We start from the raw sequence: 17,610 nt of genomic DNA, 5'->3' as shown, positions 1-17,610 counted from the left end.
TCTCTCCGGAATGGGTGGCGGGCGATCACTCGACCACGAAGCGCAGCGTGGTGTTGTCCTTGCCCTTGCAGCGGTCGTTCAGGAAGGACTCGAAGCGCTTGCGCAGGTCCTCGGGTGTTGCCGGGGAACCGCCTTGCAGGAGCGCCTGTCTGATGTCCGCGCTGCTGATGCTAATCTTTTCAAGCCCAGACAGCGCCTCCTGCACGGCAGCGACAAAATCAGGTGTCACCGGATCCGCCAGGCTCTTGGACGAGATGAAGGCATCAATGAGGCTGCGGGCGGCTGGCTTCAGTAGATCGAAGTTCTCCTGGATGATCGGATCATCGAGGTTGTCGAGCAGGGTCTGCGTCCAGCCATCGATTAGCCGGTCGAGTTCGTCGTCGAGCTGCTTCAGGACGTTCGAAGCGGGAAGCAGGTCGCCTTGCTCGTTCGCCGGCCGGAAGCCGCAGTGTGGGCAGACGGGACTGGCCGAAAGCTCAGATTCGACGAGCGATGCGCAGCTCTTTAGCTTGTCCATCTTCTCCTCGAATCTCGTCAGCTGGCTGGTCGGCATCAAGGAGATGCCAGCCAACGCCCGCATGGCGATCAGCCGCGGATCCTTGCGCAGTGCCGATTTCGTCTTCTCTTCTGTGACCCCAAGGCGCGCCTTGCTATGAAGCCCTGCATAGGCCGTGATGTAATCCTTCTTCAGCTTGGCCAGCGTTTGCCTGTAGTCCGTTGCGTGCTGCGCTGTCGTATCTGCCGCGAGCTTGTCGAGAACTTGCTTACGGATATCCTGCGCATGGCGAACCCATGGGTGGTCTGATGGCAGAACCATCTCGGCCTGCGAAAGATAGCTGGCAGTGGTGCCGAGCTCGGCGACCAGTTCCAGCATCCCCTCTACAGCCTGCAGGACTTCAAGGTTCTTTTTCTGGGCGGCGATATCGTCGGAGCCGATCCGAAGGTTCTTCAGCTTCCCGACCGTGTTGTATGGTGCCAAGCTTTCCGAGAATGTTCTCAGCGCATCAAGCTTGGTGCGCCAATCCCGGATCTCTTCTTCCCGCAGCAGCGGCTGCCCCCAGAAGCTCAGCCGGCCTGACATGTCCGTAGCGGCGCTGAGCACGCGCCGCGTCAGCTTTCCGACCTCCTCTTGCAGCAGCTTGACCGGCTCGTCCGAGCCTTGCGTCGCCTGCTGCGCGAGACCGGAAGGCAAGCCCAGCATCTCAAAGAGTGAGCGCAAAACGGCAACGTTGATCTCCTTCGGCGCCTCGACGTGCTTAAACTGCCTCAGCTCATCGAGCGGCCGTTCGGCAAGCAGCGTGATCTTTCCGGAGTCGATTTTGTCGCCCGTGACCGCCAGTACAATGTCGCCAGCGTAAACAAGTCCACCCAACACAGCGACGAGAAGATCAGGCTCAAGCCGGAATTTGATCGGGGAAAAATACTCAACTTCAGCTTCGCCGTTGACGAGCTCTGATCGATTCAGGACTTGGCCATGCCCCTTCGATTTCAGCCGAGTCAAGACCTCCTGCGCATACCGAGACTGGGTCGGATCGATGCGATCGCCGTCGAGCATCTCGAGACCATCGAGGATTACCACGGCATCCTTCGTTCGATTTCCGCCCGCCAAGGCGCGCAGCGCATTTCCGATCAACTGCTTGCGGTTGGCTTCAGTGACCAGCGCCGAGAATGTCGGATATTCAGGCGCAACCTCGGCAAACTGATTGTTCAGCGCCAATCCGGCAATGACATTTACGACGTCACGGAAATTGATGCGCTCGTCAGGCCCCAGGCGCGCCTTGTCACGCAGCGAGACACCCTTGGTCCACTCCTGCAGGGTCTTGCTCTTGCCCTGATAGGTGACCTCATAGGCCGCCATCTGCTTTTCCTGCAGCCACTTGCTCATGTCCCGCAGGGCGTCTTTGGCCTTATCGAGGTAAACTGTCTTCGCACCGCCGCTGGCGGTCGAAGCGAGCTCCTGCGCCGCAGCGTAGAAGGAGAGATGCCGCTTGATCGCCTCATCCAGGCCCTTCAAGCGGAAGAAGACCTCATCCCCCTTGTTATCGTCTCTGAACCGCGGAGGTTCGAATGGCTGGATGAAGTAGATATAAAAATCACGCTCAGGCTGGGCAGTCGGCCGATCGTTCGGCGCGCCAAAAAAGAGATACCCGCCTCGTTCGACACGGCGTTCTTGCCATTCGATCTGGTATTCCCAGATCTGATGCCCGGTTACGTAGGCAGTGTCGTCGGTCCGCTCCATAAGCTGACGGATCGCGCTGTAATAAGCACGATCGAGCGCATCATCAGACAGAGCATCCGCGCGCTTCTCGATCTGGGCATCGTAGTCGACGTCCTTCTTCAGATCGAGAAAATACTGCTCGGTATCTGCCGCCTTGGAGATGAACTGGCCGTTGACCGTCTTCAACGTCTCCCGCAGCACAGTCTGGACGAGCGAGAGGAGGTCTGCTTCTGGCTCGCCGCCCATGTCTTCTATGCCAGGTTGGAACAGGCACAACGTATCGCGAAGCTCTTCCGCCGTCGGGCCTACCGGAACATAAATGTCTCCACCGGTGGTCAGCCTGTGGACAGACAAACCATCTATGATGCGCAAAGCCATCGGCTTGTACGTAGGCCTGGTAAATGCCTTCGAGACACGCTCCGAAAGAACCTCGGAGACTTTCAGGACGGGCCCAATGTTCGGGTCTGCGCGCAGAACCGAGTTGGATGTCACGGTTTCCCAAAACTTGTCATAACCGATCAAACCCGGCCGGTCTTCCGGCACGTGATCCTTCAAGATGGCCTGGATCTGGTCGCGGAGCGTGACAAGAGCACCGCGCTTCTCGGTGAAGACCAAGCGCTCGAAGGTCCCGATGTAATCAGGGTGGACCGGGAAGAGCCTGACATACTCGTCCATGCGCTCATTCATGGAGCCATAGAATTTCGCAAAAGGAGTCAGGTAGGATCGGATCTTGTCCTGCTGGTCTGCGGTCTTCTTGAGAAGGCGCTCAGCGACCACGAAGCTCACATCCTGCCGCGCCAACAAGACCTGGGTGAAGCGATCCTTCACGCGCCGCAAGCTGTCAGCGACGTGCTGGAAACGGCTGCTATCGAAGATGGCTTCCTGGACGCCTGCCACAAAGCGGAAACGCAGGTGCTTCGCGACCTCGCCAATCTCACGAAGGAATGAAAGGTCCAGAACGAGGTCGTGATCCTTGCGCGAACGCAGATACTCGAGGAACTCGTCCACGACCAGCAGTACGCCGTGATTGGGATGGACATCGGCGAACGCCGCCATCATCTCCTCGAAAGCAGCCTTGTTGTTGATAACCTTGTCGGCGGCAGGAAAGGAGAAGCTGACCCCCTGCTTGTCGAGGAAAACCTCAAGCTGCTGCGTGATAATGTCGCGCAACGACATCTGGCTGGAAATCTCGATCCGGTGAACCTTGAACTTGCCAGCGATCGCGCTTGCCGCCTCGGCCACCTTGGGGTGGCGGATCATGGACACATAGTCGGCATCTTCAGCGACGAGCGAGAGCACGGACATCAGGTGAGACTTACCAGTGCCATAGTTTCCGACGACCAGGACACCCTTGTGGTCGACAGCCTCGTCGAACGAGAGCTGAGGAATCATCTGCATGGCGATCCGCTCGGCCATGTCATCCGAGATGACATAAGTCGAAACGAGCTTCTTGGCTTCGTCAGGACGATTGGCATCCAGAAGCTGGATAACCGACTCGATGGGCTCAAACTGAATGAGATCGCCATACTGCATGGTCATCTCGGAATTCCCTTCAACGCTCAATTCAACTCGAATACGACGGCGCCATCGATTGGCACCTCGCAGTGTTCACGATGCCCAGTGCGGGCATAGGTCAGTCTGCTATCTTGAAAACGACCAGGCCATGCCGCCACTATGGGTCGAGCGTGGGCAAGCTTTTTCAAGATATCAACAGGGGCAATGCGAAGATCTTCCTCGAAAAGAATTTCGATATTGTCGAAGATCACGCACTTTTGAGAAGCAGTCTCATCGATCAGTTCCCGAAGCAACGGCATAACTTCAGAACTACGCTGTAGCGACGGAATTGGGAGCAGCTTGCGCGACAACTGCGTCCCAACATTGATCAGGGGCATGCCTTCGCTCTCTGCAAGGCGCGAAAGGAGCTCTGTTTTTCCGCCTGCGGTATTCGCGACCACAAGGATCAGCTTGCTTTTCAGTGTCGCTGCATCTTCAGCAAGCTGTTGCAACTGCTCAAGCATATTGCGGTCCCTCTGGCTGAGACACGCCATCACCATGCCTTCCCGAACGAATTTCGGCCGCGTTCAAGAGCACAATCTGCTGGTCCTGGGGCCTACGTGCTGTCGGATCGGTATCCAATCCAAGGCGCTTCAAGGCGTAGTAGAGGAGAGCCCTTCGGACCGGGATGGTCGTCACGCCCCTTTCCATTCCGTAATCGAGCTCGATCGCCTTGCGCTGACCAGCGCTCAGTTCGGGATGAGGCGCGATCTGCAGCTCAACCTGCTCCTCCCAGTCGCTATCGCCCGAAGGCCTAGCATCTGCCGGCTTCGATGAGCGCGTATCGGTGATGCGCGAGAGAACAAAGTCCTTGAAGGCGCTGCTGCGTGGGCAATGCGCCCGAGCATGCCATCTGAAGCCGTCAAACACCAGGGCATGAGGTTCGATCCATCGCCAAGCAGGCTCAGGGGATGACATCGATTGGTAGAAGACCTCGATCGCTTCGTGCCGCTTGATCGCCGTCACGATGGCCCTCAGAATTTTGGGTGAGACACCCCGGGCGGGAGCCGGGGCACAGGCGAAACTCGGCAAGCCCCCGATCCAGCTATCGTCGGCGGCAATGATTCCATCCGAGAGCAATCTGAGCTGGGAGAGATATTGGGATGCGTCGGGCTGGTGGAATACGGACGTGAACGTCGAGCTACGAACGTAAGTCCTGGCGCTCTTGTCGTACACCATGTTGGCTTCAGCCAGGCCGAGATATCTGTTCAGATCCGTCGAAGCTTGGTTGATCGAAACGCCGAAAACGTCGATCAGGTCACTGCGGTTGACATGACCTTCCCAGAAGAGCCTAAATTCGATGAACTCGAGGCGGCTCTCAACCCCGCGCCTCAATCCCGAATCGCTGTCCATCCTCAGATCCCCCAAGAAACTGGGCTAAACCAGTTTCTGTATGGGTAAGCGTAGTGGATGCTTGATGGCGAGGCAACGAGATTCGGAAAGCTGCTGGCCCCGGTTTCGCTAATCTACCTGCGGCTAGTTGCCTCTGAGCTAGCAAGAAAGTCCGACACTTTCTGGCAGGTCTTGCGGCGCGGCCTGCGTCCGTCGCGAAGGTCCTGAACGAAGCGAGGATCTGCCACGACGTGCCGACCGAAGGTGCTCGGCGACGTCCGTGTTTGCGCCAGATATGCCTCGATCTGCTCCAGTAGCTCCATCGCCATAGACTCGCTTTAAGCTTGCGTTCCTGTTATGTTCTTACTAGGAAGGCCTCCTAGAGTCTAGGATCGATTTTCCTAGGTGCCCGCGATAGGACTGGCAGTCATGGACGACGCACGGAGAGCCCTGGACGAACTGATCCACCAACGAGGTGTGAATTACTCCTCGGTTTCGCGCCTGTTGGGGCGCAATGCCGCTTACATCCAGCAGTATATTCGGCGCGGCAGCCCGAGGCAGCTGGACGAGCAGGATCGCTCGGTTCTCGCGCGATTTTTCGGGGTCGATGAGAAGGTTCTTGGGGCCCCTGCCCGGCGCTCAGGCCCGGTGGTCGAGCTCGTCCATGTGCCTTTGCTCAATGTCGAGGCATCCGCCGGCCACGGCGCTCTGGCCGAAATGGAAGCCAAATCAGCGCAGTTCGGCTTCGACGAGAAGTGGCTTCGCCGACTGACCGCGAGCAAGGCATCGAGCCTCTCGATTATCGCGGTGCATGGGGACTCCATGGAGCCCACCCTCTACGATGGCGACGAGGTGATGGTCGATCTCGGGGATGGCCAGTCTCGGCTGAGAGACGGGATCTATGTCCTGCGGATGGATGACATGCTGAGCGTCAAGCGCATTGCCCTCGAACCACAGGGCAAGCGCGCGTCGGTTCTGAGCGACAACCCTGCCTATCCAAGCTGGCGCGGCCTTGAGAAACGCACGCTCAATATCGTCGGACGGGTTCTCTGGTTCGGACGGGCGCTCTAAGGTGGTTCTCTGATGCTTGCCCTCCTTGCCGCTTCGATCGTCGCTTCCGGACAGACCTTTACCTGCACACCGACTCATGTCTGGGATGGTGACGGTCCGGTCTGGTGTGCGGAAGGCCCTCACCTGCGGATCGCCGGCATCGCGGCCCGGGAAATGGACGGCACCTGCCGCTCAAATCAACCCTGCCCCGATGCCACCGCAATTGAGGCACGCGATGCACTGGTACGGCTGATGGGCGGCGCGAAGGGAACAATCTCAACCGGCCACGTGGTAGTCAGAGGTCCGCAGCTGACATGCCGCTCCGAGGGGCCCGCTGGCGGAAACAGGACCGCTGCCTGGTGCCGTCTGCCGTCAGGTGCTGATCTGTCATGCGCCATGATCAAGACCGGCACTGTCCTGCGCTGGGATCGCTACTGGAAAGGCCCAGCTTGCCGGTGAGCAGCACCACGCATCTGACCGGCATCGTCGAATGGGCGGCCAACGGACCGGTGCTGCGAACTGGCGGTGGCGGGACTTGGGAACTCGACAACACCCGCCAGGTACGGAAATTCATCGGCGCTCGCGTCGAAGTTGTCGGGGAGCGTTCGGGGTTCAACGGATTTGTCTGTGACCAGATATGGCCAGCCGGACAGCCTCGTCCGACTGCCTTCAAACTCCGGCTCGAACTCCTCCTTGCCGCAGCCTTCGTCGCCTACGGTCTCTACGCGGCGGTTGGCGGTGTCGTCAGCCTGCTGGGCTGATGCTGAGCGACTGGGAGCTCTGGGCCTGCGCCAACCATGTCTTGCACACTCATGGGGACAAGGCTCCCTTGCACGTCGCCGAGCAGATTGGGGCGCTCGCACTTGCTGGCGACGAGGCGGGCATTCGGACATGGCTGGCTATCGCCGAGCGGATTGTCCAGCTGAGCTCCAACGCCGCGGACCGGCCACTCCAGTAAACCTCCTCGACAAGGCCAATCAGTTCATCCGATCGGCGACAGATCACCCGGAAACAGACACGATTGCGCGCCTAGACCGCCATGGTTGTCGCCTTCGTTGGTGAAACCGCGCATGCGCTCGACAAGATGACGAGCCAGATCGACCCTGGCGCTGCGCTGGGCGCGTGGATCATCGGCATTAAGACGAACGAGCGTGTGCTCCGGCGCAACGGCCAGCGCGACTTCGAGATGAGTGAGGAGGATATCATCGGAGATTCGGGGCATGGGCCAATGAGAACAAATAAAGAACTTCGCGTCAACCGGCCATGTGCGGACGCTTGGGGACAGCGGGACGCTAGATGCCGATCTCGAACGGCTTGGTGACCGACCGGTCAAGCTCTGGCGGCTTGCGTTCCGGTGCTGGAGCCACACGATCTTTGGCCTGCCCTTTGGCTGCCGCATCGCGGAGGCGATCGACCGTTTCAAGCGCCGAACGCTTCATGCCGGCATTGCGCTCGACCGCCGCCTCGAGCTTGCCAGCATTATCGACATAAAGCGTGAGACCATCGCGCAGCCGTGTAACTGTCACCAGGAACGTCTGCTGGTTGGCCAGATTACGCTCGCGACTGTCCATGACAGCAATGCCGCGATCGGAGGTCAGCCCCTGCGCCATATGGGCATTGAGCGCATAGGCAAGATCAAGACGGCGGAGCATCGGGTCGCCCTGCTCCAGCCTGTGCTCTGCGCCCAAGGATGTCTTCACCACGACAGCCTCTTTGTCGACTGCGACAATCCGGGCCTGGTCGGCATTGAGCAGGCCCCGCTGGTGATCGGTCTCGGTCCACCGGATCCTGTCGCCGGTATAAATGTCGAGGGCGCGGACTTCGAACAGACGCAGCGGATCCCGCTCACCTTGCGGCCTGATCTGACCGGGACGGAACTCGAGCTGGCGGCCACGCGCGTTCTCCAGCGTGACCCGCTCGCGCGCCACATCGGTTCCGACCACCCGGTATTCGCCTGCTGCGAGGCCCTGGCTGCGCTGACGCCGCGCCACATCGACCACCATGCCGGGGGCATACGTGCTCGCATAGCGCAGCTCCTCGCGGGTTACATTGACGCGGGACATGGTCTGGAGCCGCATGGTTTCAGGACCGAGCTCCCCGCTGGATTTGAGGCCGGTCTGCACAGCCTCGTTCACGGCACTGCGCAAGTTTCGGCCTGAGGCATAGATCGCGGTTGCTTCGCGCTCGGCGGTCGAGAGCGACAGCCAGGCTGCTGCGGCTTCGACAGCAACGTCATTCCCCACCTCGATCACCTGGGGTGCCAAATGGCGCATGGCATCCTCGATGCGCCCTTCTTGCGCCGCCTGCTGTGCCTTTCGAAGGCCCTCTGTCCGTGCGCGGAGATTGGTGTTCATGACGGCCGTCTCAATGCCGGCCTGCTGCATCACGTCGAACGGCTTTCCGGCATCGACTGCACCCAACTGCTTGCGGTCACCTATGCTCGCAAAGCGGCCGAGTTCGAGCAGGTTGGCGAGGCGCACCAACTTTTCCTTGTCGGCATTGCCGACCATGGAGGCTTCGTCGAGCAGCACGACGGTGCCGCGCATGTCGGCCCGCGCCTCGGCGAGACGGTCCGCATCGGCCCCATCCAGGAGATCGCGGTGCCGGCCGAGGAACCGCGACACCGTCATCGATGGAATACCCGTATCGCGCTCGAGCATCTGGACCAGCGTGTTCTGCACCGCGAGCCCGAGTATGCCCCTACCCTCCTCGCGCAGGATATCGGCGACAGGTTTGAGGACCGTGCTCTTGCCTGCGCCCGCGACGCCCTGGATCGCGACGATGCGGTTGTTCGAGCCGAGCAGCAGACGCCCTGCCCCTTCCTGTCCCGCATTTAAGGTCAGCCCGTATTTGATCTGGGACAGGGCCTGCAGCCGGGACCCGGCAATGTCGGGAGAAACAATCGCCGGCGCAGCACCGCGCCCGTCTTCGACCCCGGCAATGATGCGCTGCTCGAGGCTTATAGCATCGCGTGTCGTGAGCAGTTCCCGGTCGGCGCCCCTGCCCTTCTCCAGATGCCCCTGGCGAAGCAGCTGGTCGACGCGGTGCTCGATGTCAGCGAGCGAGGTTGGGAGCGCAAGGCCAAGCGCTGCACGGTAGATCTCGGCCCGAGTGAACGCCGCCTCCCGCTCGCCCAGATGCCGCACAGCCGAGGCGACCGCATGAATTGCAGCGACCTGCTCGAGATTGCGATTGGTCAGCCGGGCCGGTATCAGCGGGTCGCCTTCCCGCAGGCCGAGCCGTTCGGCAAAGGAGGTTGCGAGAGCCTGAACATTGCGGACGAGCGCGCGCATCGTGGACCCAACACCAGTCAAATTGCCAAGATCCTGCGCACTGCGAGCATTGGCCCTGGCAATCACCGTGGCGGGATCAAAGCCCAGCCTCGCGGACGCTTCCTGCCACTGCTGCGTTAGCGCATCGCGATCTTCGATCCGCCCTTTGTCGGCCCGGGTCATGAGGTTTGCTGCGCTGCGAGCGGCGAGCCCCCTCCCTTCCATCGTCGCCAGGCGGTCGAGAATCTCCGCCCGCCGCGAACTGAACGCATCGCGCACATCTTTGGGCACCCCGACCGCCTCGAAATTGCCGTGCTTGCCGAACTCCCCGACCTCGTAACCGAGCTTCTCGACGCTCAGCCGAAACCGCGCCATCGTCATGGCATTGAGCAAAGTATTGTGCTGCCACAGCTTGTCATTGCGCAGAGCCCGCCATTTGCCATCGGCCCCTCTCGTCACATTTGCAATGACGGCATGAAAGTGCGCGTTGGGCTCCTGGTTGCGATTGGTGTCGTGCTGGAACAGCGCGATCGCAAGGTTGCCGGTCTGGACAACACGCTCTCTGCCGCGAACCTCCATCCGGGTCTCGGCTAGGTTCTTCTCGGCCCAGCGCAGGGTTTCCCGGACCGCCGCGGCGTAGGCATCGAGGATCCTCTTGTCGCCGCCCACCAGAGCAAGGACCGACCAGCTTTTCGGCATCGAAAAGGTGAGATCGGTCCCCGCCCGGTGCGCCCGGTTGTCACTGCCGACGCGGCTACCATCGGGCAGCAGTCCTTTAAGGACCGCCTCGAACTGCCGCGCGTCGACGGTCCCCTCAAGCCCGAGCGCGGCAGCGCCCTTCCCCAGCCATTCACCCGAGCGATCGGCATCAGCCCGCGTGTAGTAATTGTCGGCAGCGAAGTAGTTGGCCGCGCCGCCGGCGGTGCGGACATTGGCTACCGACAGCATCGATCGCTCCGCCATCCCGAGGCAGTCAGCGCCATGCTCACATCTCCATGTCGCCAAGATCGGGACCAGTGATCGGCGGGGGCTCGTGCTGCCGCAGACCATCCTCGATCATCAGCTTGCGCGCGGCGGCATCGCTGGAGCTTTGGCTCTTCGGGTTATCCGGCTTGCCCTGTTGCAGCCCTTCCGTTCCGGGCGTGCTTGCCTGGGGCGTGCCCTTCGGCGAAGCCGACTGATCCGGCGCAGCTGCGGCTTCGCCTGTCGGGAGAAGTGGGCGGGCGGAAGGTCCAGCTTTACGCGCACGCGCATCGGTTCTGGTATTCGACCGCTCCTTCCTGGCCTTGCCCGCCTTGTCTTGCCCTGAGCGAGCCGCCGGTTCCCGCTCCTGCGACGTCTTGCCGGGTGGGTGTTCCACTGCTCGTCCAAGATCCTTGGCTGGCGCGTCTGGCTCCTGTCTCGGCGCGGCTTTCGGTCCCTGATCCAGCGCCAGTTCGCCCTGCTTTGGGACGACCGGCTTGCCCGCTCCGTCATCGTTGGACGAGGGATGCTCGCCGCCTGTTGGCGCTGCATTCTGCTCGGCCTGCTCCGCCGCCGGATGGGGCACCGTGACCCTTGCCTTGGGGCTTTCCTTGACCCTGGCAATGAAGGTCTCCGCCCGCTTGGGTCGGTCGACGGGCTTCAGCTTGATCGGTGCGGCGGGAAAGCCGTCGGGGAACTTGATGTACCCTGACAGGCGCGGCAGGTTCATCAGCTGGTCAGGCAGCAGGAGCGGCTCGATGTGCTTGCGCGGGGTGAGACTGACCGCATCGCGGGCATTGTTGTAGCCATAAGTGTAGCCCTCTTCCATGTCCCTGACCTGGCGATGGCCGATGAAGTCGGAGCACCAAGTGGCGGTCTCGCGGTCGGCGGTTCCAAGGATCAGTTTGGTTCGGGCAAGCGATGCCAGTGTCATCGCCATATTCTCGCCGTAGACCTCCTTGAGCTTGGCATAAGCGTGAAGCCCGAGGACAATCGCGCCGCCGAAATTGCGCGCCGTCTGCAAGCCTTTCTCGAGGGCTGGCAGGCGGTGCAATGCGCCGAGCTCATCGACGAAGAACCAGCACTTGAGATCGCGGGTGCGGGGCATCGTCATCAGCGTGTTCATGGCCGTGTCGAGCCAGAGCGTAAGCAACTGCGCGCAGACGCTCATGTCGACATAGCGGGCCGAAATGAACAGGATCGAGCCTTCGCTTCGGGCGCTATCGGCCCCATCCTCGATCCACTGGCGGACCGAGAAACGAGGACCGGCAGCCGGCAGCAGCTTGAGCGCCTTGGCGTTGACGTTGAAAACGGCCCGGATCGATTCCGCCATGCGGGCGGCTTCCGGCGCGGTCAGCGGATCGGCGATAGTACCGCGCATCATGGCATGCACGCGCGACAGGTCCGCAGTCATGAGCTCACGGGCCAGGGCGTCGTTGGTCGCCCTGCCCTCGGCCACAAGTTTGAGGCAGAATTCGACGAACAGGGCTCGTGCAGCGATCACCCAGAACTGGGCTTCTCCGCCCCCGTCATGGGGGACGAGGGCGTCCGCGGCGGCCCAGAACTCACCTTCGGAACGGCATTCGTCAAACAGGCTCCACTGGGGGCAACGCGCATCGAGCGGGTTCAGGATGATGTCGGAATGGGCCGCATGGAAGTGCTCGATAAAGGCGCCGGTCAGGTCGAAGACCACGCAGCGCTGCCCCTTGGCTCTGGCTTCCGCAATCATGTCGGAGATAGCCACGGTCTTGCCCATACCGGTGGTGCCAATGAGCATCGCATGGCTCTGTTCGAGCCGCCACGGATAGGAGACCGTGGCGATATGCGATGGTCGATAGGGAAAGACCCGGGCGATCTCTCGCGGCAGACTGAGGCGCCATTTCCAGCCCAACGCGGAATCGAGCTCACGGGTGCGCTCGCGCCGGTTGTGCGCGGTCAGTTCATCGACAAGCTCGGGGAGCGTGACGAGCATCGCGCCGCGCTCATGTTTGCGTTCTTTGGAGCGGCCGCCGAACCGCTCGGCGAACCAGTAGAAGATGGCAAACGCAGGGACCAGCAGGAACCCGGAACGCCACAATGCACTGGTCAGAAGCGCCATCAGCTTCTCCCACGCATGGGCCACCGGGGGGTAGTGGTCGAGCTGGGCAATCGGAAACTGGATGGTCGCGCCAAAGGCGGTTTCCACGGTGACCTGTTTGGCGGGATCGAACTCCATGAAGCCGTAGATGGCAGCGTAGATCCGCATCCAGACGAGATAGACTTCGTGATCGGTGAGCCCTGCCGAAATGGTCCACCAGGAGGTCCATGAGATCACGAGCGCGGCGACAATCAATGGGCCCTTGAGACCCGCCGCGAACATGAAGCTGAAGTGTCCGAGCAGCTGGCTGCCACGCGTGAAGTTGACGAGATTACGCTTCATCGGAGCCTCCCTCGCCAGCGGCTGTGGAAAGACCGAGCTCCTTGCATTTGCGCACGTAAGCCTGGTGAGCCCGACCGCGCAAAGCGTGATCGGGGTGGCCTGCCAGCAGCGCATCAACCCCGACCATGAGGAACACCGAGCGGCGGGAAATTCGCTCAATGGAAGCGTCGAGCCGCGAGGAAAGCTCGTCCTCGGTGCAGGCATTGGCGAGCAAGGCGCGAACCCACTCGCTCATGCTGATCCCCTTGGCCTTGGCAGCCTTGCGGATCAGCGAACTGAGCTCGCTGGAGATGTAAACCTGGAGACAGATTGGCCGTGTCATGCACGGACTCCTTGTGGTCAGGAGCCCGGTTCACACTGCGAAAGGCGAGGTTGAAGCTAAGTCAGATTCAAGAACATGTCAAGAACATATAGGACTGCGGAATTCCGCCATTCTCGGCCTCGCTTTGGTCAAATCCACGTAACTCCCCTCGCCCACGTCATTTTTGACGGAGAAGCTGCCATTTCGCAGATTTCGATCCATGCATCTGGAATTTCGCGTTTTTTTGCCAGTTGATCCAGCGATTTGTCGCGTACGGTGTGCCCAACTGTCCCCAACTGCGAGGAGAGGAACCAGCTATTGATCCTGTAACGGATGATGCGTTTTGCGATCCCCATTCCCAGGGTCCTCGGCAAGTAGCCGATCTGCGGATCGCGATAGGCACAGACGGGATCGACGCCTATGATGCAGCCAGTATTCCGGGCAGAAAGGAAGCGCCGCATGGGCCAGGTCACATTGAGTGCGACACCGAAGGGCAATGGTTTCCAGGCGACAGTCACTTACCCGAACGGGGTGTCGATCAGTTCTTCCGAGGCTTTCCCGACACAGGCAGAAGCCATTGAGGCCGCAGCGATGAAGGTTCTGGGTATGCCGGAACGGCTCGCCGATCTCGACCGTCCCGATACCCCCGACTGACGCTGGTAACCCGCCTCTCCGTACCGGCCTAGGGATGCCGAAACGGTCTGCGAGCAAAAAGAAAGGAGGAAGCCCTGACGGACTTCCTCCCAAACCGGCGAGTCAGAATTCATCGCTGAGACGGCCCGGCACAGTATCGATGACACGGTCCAGCATGGCCTTGGGCAAGGCGCCGTAGTCGCCTTCATCGACCGCGATATAGCCTGCCTCGTCATCGGTCAGGACGTACTGCGTGAAGTAGCTGTGAAGGGACCGGGCATGAGCCTGATCCAGGGCAGCAACGAAGGCTGCCTGATCGGCGGCGGGACTAGCAGCGGCAATGTTCAGTGAAGCGTACATGATCTTTCCTCCTGATGTTCGATGCGTCGCATCAGGAGCTGCGAAGGATGTGGGTGACGGGCTGGGTCAGGGACCGCGATAGCGGCCGCGAAGCGGCGATGGGGGCAACGATTTTTGCCGGGCTTGCCCGGTAAAAATGGTGGGGCCCCGTCGTCCTTGACGCAGCCCCAAAGCCCGCATCACACTTGGTCTTTCTGCGAGAGAGACCTCTCCAACGCCTGCGCAGAAGCGCAACGCCTGCCCCACAAACCATTTTCCTACATGCGCCCGCAGTGCCAAGATCGGCAGCGGAGGGGACCAACGGCCAGCAAGAAGGAAGCACTATGGCCAGGTCCAAACCCACTGCCCGCGATGCGCTGAAGAAGCTGCGTGAACAGCGTGCCCAACTCGAGAACGAGGAGGCGCGTCTTCGCGAAGAAGCAGCGACCGAACTCGGAAAGCTGCTGATCGAGTGCGGTGCAGAGACGATCGAACCGGCACAGTTACGCCAGATCGTTCGCGCATCGATGGCGCTCGGGATCGAGGAAACGCTGAAGCGGATTGCTCCCGCGTAAAGCCCATCCGGCGGCGGCAAGGGGTTCGATGCCCCGCGCCGCCGCATCGCCGGCGTACAAAAGAAAAGGCCCCGATGGCGTCTGCCACCGGGGCCTTGTCGTGAGGCAAGGACATTCAGTCCTCGTCGATATCGGGAGCACCTTCGTTGCTGCCGGACCGGCCCTTGGTGAGGAAGTCGACCTTGTCGGCGATAATCTCGCAGCCGTAGCGCTTGGTGCCGCTCTGATCTTCCCACTGGGTGTAGTGGATGCGCCCTTCGACCGTCACGAGTTGACCCTTGGTGCAATACTTGGCGACGTTCTGACCCAGGCCGTTGAAGCAGGTGATCCGGTGGAATTCGCTGTCCTTGGCGGTGTAGCCGTTCTCGTCCTTGTAGGTCTTGCCTTCCTTGCGGGCGGGACGGTCGGTCACGACCGAGACCGAGGTGATGCTGGTTCCACCCTGGGTGGTGCGGGTCTCGGGGTCGCGAGCGATGCGGCCAACGAGGATAACGAGATTGGTCATGGGCTTTCTCCTGATCGAGCAATCCGGGTCCATCCCGGCTGCAAACCCGAGCAGAAGCGCCCCATGGCGAAGCGCACCGAAGGGGAACCCGGAACTGGGTCGGGTGGAGCGGGCAGCCGGGCACAGCCCGGCAACTCGGCCGGACCTGATCCGGGTTGCGCGTCTCGACGGGGGGTGATTCAGGGACAGGTTTGCATCGAAGCCGGGTGGAGCTGGATGCCTTGAACAGGTTTGCCCTGACTCGCTTCCCTCCGGTCTTGGCAGGATCATCCACCCCGCCCCTTCACCGGAGAACCCCCTCTTAGATCACGGTACCGACCGCTTCAGCAGGTGGTACGCTCCTGGGCGCAACTGCTTCACCGCGGCCAGGCATGTCGATCGTCACCCCTTCAGCGCCGTCCAAAGGGTTGCCGCGAAGCATCCAGGCCTGCGGCGTGATCAAGCGCGCCCAATCGGCAAATGAGGGGATCGAGCCCAAGTCTTCGCGCACGTGCTGTTCGCCGACCAGACGCACCGGAACGACCCGGCCATCGGCATTGACGAGGGTCTCGCCGAACAGGGTTTCGAGCATGAATATCCCCTCGGCATGGTGCCGCAGCGCGCGGTGTCGTGGGTCTGCCAGGATTGCCTTGGACTGGTCGAACCACTGGTGCAGCGGGAGATAATCATCGACCGTGCCGCCCCATTTCCGGACCGACGAGAGAGCGTGGTAGTAGCAGTGGGCCATGCCGGGTCTCCTAGAGCTCGGTCGAATGATCATCGGTGGCGATGAAGCGCAGACTGCAGTCGAGCACGAAAGTCGCCTCAGTCACATCAATCACCAGTTCGCCGCAGGCACCGTCGTTGATCTCCCAGCCAGGATGGTGACGTTCGAGCGCCAGGTAGGTCAGCTGTTCGAGTGCCTGCCCGAGTGATTGCGGCTCTGCGGAACCAGTACGATCAACGCTGTCTGCTTCGCCTTCCATGAGGGAGACTTCCGGGCACGGGATCCCCGCGCCGGCTGCATCGAGGCATACACATTCTTCAACGGCACCGCTGTCGCCGCAGCCGTCAAAGCGGATCTCGACACGGGCGATGCCGGCTTCCTGCAAGCGCGGAAGAATGGCGACCTTGAGCTGCTGAATCTCTTCGACCACCTGGGTCTGCCGCTCGGCCTGGCGAACGGCAAAATCGGCCATCACAGCCTCGATATCGATCATGAACTGCCTCCTGTAGAAAGGAGCCAACGACCTCCGCTGGCTCAAACTGACAGGCGCGCGCCTTTCCTCTGATGGGCGACGCCAGCGCCGATCCGGCGCTGGCGCCAAGACCGACAGGGCCTTAGTCGGTCCTGACCGAAGAGTTCTTCGGATTGGTACCGAGGGGCCCGCGCCGATCGACCACGGTGATCCGCCGGGCCTTGGCTTCGATGACCAGACGTTCGAGCACGCCATTGCCCGGAAAGGCGATGACGTAGCGCGGATCGAGGGAGAGCATCCGCTCGTTGCGCTTGAAGCCGGCACGGGCGCCCAGCCGCATTTCGAGCGAGAACGTGACCTGCGGGATGCCGCGCCGTTCGGCCCAGCTCGATGCCAGGCGGTCGACGCCCTTGGTGTCACCGCCATGGATGAGCACCATGTCGGGCACGCGGTCGCGGACCTTGTCGAGCGTTGCCCAGACGTTGTTGCCGAAGGTCAGTGCATCGTCCTGGGTCGCATGACGGGTGCGCCCGCCAGCGAAGACGACAGGGGTTCCTTCGGGCACCGCCGCACGGCGCTTGGCCTCGGCACGGGCGCGCAGGAAGTCGCGCCCTTCGACGAGCGCAGAAGTCAGCATGACGCTGTGATTGAAGCGAGAACTGGAGACCGGCTTCCAGGAGGAACCGAACTCGTTGAGGTAAAGGGCTGCTGCGACCTCGCGCATCTCTTCAAGCGCCAGCATCGCACTTTCGGCGCACTGCGCCCGCTCGACCTGGGTCTCAAGGTCATGGGTGTGAACCTCGGATCCATCGGCCGTAGCAATCAGCGCGCGGACCTCGTCGGTCGCCCGGTCAAGGGCCGTCGATTTGCGTTCCGCCGAGCGATGAAAGATGTTGACGAAGGCCCAGCCAAGATCCTCGGCATCGGCTTCAAGAGCGGTCCCGGACACCATGGCAAAAAGATCGGACCAGACCGCTTCGAGGGTTTGGACAACCGCCTCCCGGACCGGGAAATCGCTTGTCGATATGGGAGCAGGACCGATGGAGAAGCCGGCGAGATCGAGCCCGGCGAGTTGGTCGGCAAATGACGTGTGCATGGGATTTCCTCCTGACTGGCGTGAGGCCGACGCACCCGTTCATGGCTGCGCCAGCGAGAGCCCGTCAGGGCCAGCTTCAGGCAGGATTGCGCACCCGCCAGGGGAAACCCGTCTTGGCGGGCTGGCGCGGGCAGGCCTTGAGCCCGAAGGGCCAAGGCCAACACGGGCCCGCCCA

19 protein-coding genes are annotated in these 17,610 nt (G+C 61.5%); 6 read left to right on the top strand and 13 right to left on the bottom strand.

Features of this window, described 5'->3' with window-relative positions:
- Positions 1-25: 25 nt before the first annotated feature.
- The 3 genes from DKM43_RS12350 to DKM43_RS12340 are packed head-to-tail and all read right to left on the bottom strand — an operon-like array spanning position 26 to position 5,125.
- Positions 26-3,757, bottom strand: a complete 3,732-nt coding sequence (locus DKM43_RS12350) for a DUF6079 family protein (protein ID WP_201739862.1) — start codon at positions 3,755-3,757, stop codon at positions 26-28.
- A gap of 20 nt (positions 3,758-3,777) precedes the next feature.
- Positions 3,778-4,236 carry a BREX-3 system P-loop-containing protein BrxF gene (gene brxF, locus DKM43_RS12345; RefSeq protein ID WP_161554084.1) on the bottom strand — a complete coding sequence of 153 codons (459 nt, stop codon included), beginning with the start codon at positions 4,234-4,236 and terminating at the stop codon, positions 3,778-3,780.
- Positions 4,229-5,125, bottom strand: a complete 897-nt coding sequence (locus tag DKM43_RS12340; protein ID WP_109798791.1) for a WYL domain-containing protein — start codon at positions 5,123-5,125, stop codon at positions 4,229-4,231. The genes brxF and DKM43_RS12340 overlap by 8 nt, the downstream gene beginning before the upstream one ends.
- 408 nt (positions 5,126-5,533) lie before the next feature.
- On the opposite strand from DKM43_RS12340, the gene DKM43_RS12330 reads away from it, so the two are divergent.
- The 4 genes from DKM43_RS12330 to DKM43_RS16725 are packed head-to-tail and all read left to right on the top strand — an operon-like array spanning position 5,534 to position 7,112.
- Positions 5,534-6,175 carry a S24 family peptidase gene (locus tag DKM43_RS12330; RefSeq protein WP_109798789.1) on the top strand — a complete coding sequence of 214 codons (642 nt, stop codon included), beginning with the start codon at positions 5,534-5,536 and terminating at the stop codon, positions 6,173-6,175.
- Between the two features lie 12 nt (positions 6,176-6,187).
- Complete coding sequence (locus DKM43_RS12325; RefSeq protein ID WP_109798788.1) at positions 6,188-6,613, top strand: thermonuclease family protein; 426 nt, start codon at positions 6,188-6,190, stop codon at positions 6,611-6,613.
- Positions 6,610-6,915 (top strand): DUF5818 domain-containing protein, encoded by a 306-nt coding sequence (locus tag DKM43_RS12320; RefSeq protein ID WP_109798787.1) that lies wholly within the window; start codon positions 6,610-6,612, stop codon positions 6,913-6,915. Before DKM43_RS12325 ends, DKM43_RS12320 begins: the two co-directional genes overlap by 4 nt.
- Positions 6,915-7,112: a DUF6961 family protein gene (locus tag DKM43_RS16725; RefSeq protein ID WP_109798786.1), complete on the top strand. Its 198-nt coding sequence runs from the start codon at positions 6,915-6,917 to the stop codon at positions 7,110-7,112. Before DKM43_RS12320 ends, DKM43_RS16725 begins: the two co-directional genes overlap by 1 nt.
- Before the next feature lie 24 nt (positions 7,113-7,136).
- Here the strand turns inward: DKM43_RS16725 and DKM43_RS12310 are convergent, their stop codons facing one another.
- The 5 genes from DKM43_RS12310 to DKM43_RS12290 form a co-directional block, all read right to left on the bottom strand.
- Positions 7,137-7,376 (bottom strand): hypothetical protein, encoded by a 240-nt coding sequence (locus DKM43_RS12310; RefSeq protein WP_109798785.1) that lies wholly within the window; start codon positions 7,374-7,376, stop codon positions 7,137-7,139.
- A gap of 70 nt (positions 7,377-7,446) precedes the next feature.
- The gene (mobF, locus tag DKM43_RS12305) at positions 7,447-10,374 is read right to left on the bottom strand and encodes a MobF family relaxase (RefSeq protein ID WP_109798817.1); all 2,928 of its coding nucleotides are present in this window, start codon (positions 10,372-10,374) and stop codon (positions 7,447-7,449) included.
- A gap of 37 nt (positions 10,375-10,411) precedes the next feature.
- Positions 10,412-12,808, bottom strand: a complete 2,397-nt coding sequence (locus tag DKM43_RS12300) for a type IV secretion system DNA-binding domain-containing protein (RefSeq protein WP_109798784.1) — start codon at positions 12,806-12,808, stop codon at positions 10,412-10,414.
- Positions 12,798-13,130 (bottom strand): hypothetical protein, encoded by a 333-nt coding sequence (locus DKM43_RS12295; protein WP_109798783.1) that lies wholly within the window; start codon positions 13,128-13,130, stop codon positions 12,798-12,800. The genes DKM43_RS12300 and DKM43_RS12295 overlap by 11 nt, the downstream gene beginning before the upstream one ends.
- A 128-nt stretch (positions 13,131-13,258) precedes the next feature.
- Positions 13,259-13,570, bottom strand: coding sequence for a hypothetical protein (locus DKM43_RS12290; RefSeq protein ID WP_109798782.1), 312 nt, complete (start codon positions 13,568-13,570; stop codon positions 13,259-13,261).
- Here DKM43_RS12290 and DKM43_RS12285 point away from each other — a divergent pair.
- On the top strand, positions 13,569-13,763 hold the full coding sequence (locus tag DKM43_RS12285; RefSeq protein ID WP_039338501.1) for a hypothetical protein: 195 nt from the start codon (positions 13,569-13,571) through the stop codon (positions 13,761-13,763). The genes DKM43_RS12290 and DKM43_RS12285 overlap by 2 nt on opposite strands.
- A gap of 102 nt (positions 13,764-13,865) precedes the next feature.
- Here DKM43_RS12285 and DKM43_RS12280 read toward each other — a convergent pair whose 3' ends face one another.
- A complete protein-coding gene (locus tag DKM43_RS12280; protein ID WP_054587176.1) occupies positions 13,866-14,102 on the bottom strand; it encodes a hypothetical protein in 237 nt (78 codons plus the stop codon).
- A gap of 323 nt (positions 14,103-14,425) precedes the next feature.
- Between DKM43_RS12280 and DKM43_RS16720 the strand changes: the two genes are divergently transcribed.
- Entirely contained in the window at positions 14,426-14,656 is a 231-nt protein-coding gene (locus DKM43_RS16720; RefSeq protein ID WP_007688360.1) for a DUF6437 family protein, read from the top strand.
- Positions 14,657-14,771: 115 nt separating this feature from the next.
- On the opposite strand, the gene DKM43_RS12270 is transcribed toward DKM43_RS16720, so the two are convergent.
- The 4 genes from DKM43_RS12270 to DKM43_RS12255 form a co-directional block, all read right to left on the bottom strand.
- Positions 14,772-15,161: a single-stranded DNA-binding protein gene (locus tag DKM43_RS12270; RefSeq protein WP_054587174.1), complete on the bottom strand. Its 390-nt coding sequence runs from the start codon at positions 15,159-15,161 to the stop codon at positions 14,772-14,774.
- Between the two features lie 301 nt (positions 15,162-15,462).
- Positions 15,463-15,888: a DUF6915 family protein gene (locus DKM43_RS12265; protein WP_054587173.1), complete on the bottom strand. Its 426-nt coding sequence runs from the start codon at positions 15,886-15,888 to the stop codon at positions 15,463-15,465.
- A gap of 10 nt (positions 15,889-15,898) precedes the next feature.
- On the bottom strand, positions 15,899-16,360 hold the full coding sequence (locus tag DKM43_RS12260) for a DUF6878 family protein (RefSeq protein ID WP_054587172.1): 462 nt from the start codon (positions 16,358-16,360) through the stop codon (positions 15,899-15,901).
- Between the two features lie 121 nt (positions 16,361-16,481).
- On the bottom strand, positions 16,482-17,435 hold the full coding sequence (locus DKM43_RS12255; RefSeq protein ID WP_054587171.1) for a DUF2493 domain-containing protein: 954 nt from the start codon (positions 17,433-17,435) through the stop codon (positions 16,482-16,484).
- Between the last annotated feature and the right edge of the window lie 175 nt (positions 17,436-17,610).

The organism is Novosphingobium meiothermophilum, assembly GCF_003171715.1.
In the GTDB taxonomy this organism is placed as follows: domain Bacteria; phylum Pseudomonadota; class Alphaproteobacteria; order Sphingomonadales; family Sphingomonadaceae; genus Novosphingobium; species Novosphingobium meiothermophilum.
Note: the sequence above shows the minus strand (reverse complement) of the source record. Positions and strands in the feature narration are given on the sequence as shown.